This is a genomic window from Aquimarina addita (assembly GCF_039539305.1).
GTDB classification, from domain to species: domain Bacteria; phylum Bacteroidota; class Bacteroidia; order Flavobacteriales; family Flavobacteriaceae; genus Aquimarina; species Aquimarina addita.
In genome coordinates this window covers 1-1,479 of record NZ_BAABCW010000060.1, presented here as the reverse complement: position 1 = coordinate 1,479, position 1,479 = coordinate 1, and the positions used below count along the sequence as shown (strand labels likewise).

Sequence of the window (1,479 nt, the reverse complement as noted above, 5' to 3'; positions counted from 1 at the left end):
TAATCCAAATTTATCAATTTGTTTTCTAATTCTTTTGACCAGACCTAGTTTTCTTTTTTGGTCGAGGTAGAGATAGTCTTCTGGATTTTGATATGGGATTCCTTTAGTGACCATATTCCAAATTATGACGGCTAATTTTCTTGCTGTAGCTGTTATTGCAGATACCCGTCCTTTTCTAAAATTTATTCTATGAAAAAAATCTCTTAAAGGAGTACTGTCCTTTAAGTTTCCGATGGCATTTGCGGCATTTCTCAGGGCTATTTTAAGTCTGCTACTTCCTTTTCCAATTTTGCTGGATAGTACTTTTCCACCGCTTACTTTGTTGTTGGGAGCAAGTCTTAGCCATGAGGTAAAATGTTTTGCAGTCTTAAATTTTTGGATACCATCATAGCCTACCTCACTCATAATACTAAGGACAGTATTATAGCTCATTCCTTCAATGGCAAGTAAGTCTGTTCCTTTAAACATTTGGTAAGATTTTAAATTGATATCGATGTTTTTGGGTGTATTTTTATTGATGCGTTTATATGGTTTTTTATCAATATGGTGTTCCTGTTTTTCAGGGTCTTTACCTATTATGTCATCTAATTTTTCAGCAATTTGATTGTCGCATTCTCTTATTTTTCCTTGAATGAACTCGTAGGTGTCCAACTCGTCTTTAAGCGCATAGAGGAAGTCTTTACGTCCATTACTATGTAGTGCTTTAGCTATTTCCTCCTCGCTTTTCTTGCAATTATAATGCCTGAGACTGGCTAATTTTTTTGGGTCATTTTCTCCTAGAGCAATAGCTCTAATAATTTTAAGTCCTGTCAGACCCACCACGTCTTTGACCACTACATCAAGGCGAACATTCATCAGTCTAAGGTACTTTTGCATTTTTTTAGTAGCAGAGGCAGCTTGCTTAATAAGATTGTGTCTGTGCCGTGTAAAGGTTCTTAAAACTTCGGTATCTTCATCTGGCAAGAAGCTTCCTGATAGTAATCCTAGACTATGTAGTTTTTGTATCCATTGGCAGTCTTTTACATCTGTTTTCTTGCCTTTAATATTCTTGGTAAACTTTCCATTACAAAGCGTAACTTCAAAACCTTTAGCTATAAGTACAGCATGAAGGTTTTGCCAATAATTTCCGGTACTTTCCATAGCTACAGAAATAATCTTATGCTCGCTAAGCCAATCTGCTAATTCATGAAGGTTTTCATTATAAACTCCAAACTCTTTAATCAAATCATCACTTTGTCCAACAGCTACCCAATGACTTCTGCTACCAATGTCGATACCAGCTGCATTTTTGTTGACTACATCTAAACTAATTTGTTCTTCCATATCTATAGAATTTAAAAGCTCTAAGGAAATGTGCTTTAGGCAAAGAAATTATTCTGAACGGGATTACACCAAGTGCATCGCCAATGTACTGATGGCAAACATTTCAACCAGGATTGCGCTCGTGCTTACTAAAAGCAGCAACATTTTAAAAAACGG

Annotated in this window: 1 protein-coding gene; it reads right to left on the bottom strand. The window is 35.9% G+C overall.

Annotation, left to right across the window (positions count from 1 at the left end; genetic code table 11):
* The coding region (locus ABD816_RS22095; RefSeq protein WP_344931082.1) for an IS110 family RNA-guided transposase at positions 1-1,323 on the bottom strand (1,323 nt) is incomplete at its 3' end.
* Between the last annotated feature and the right edge of the window lie 156 nt (positions 1,324-1,479).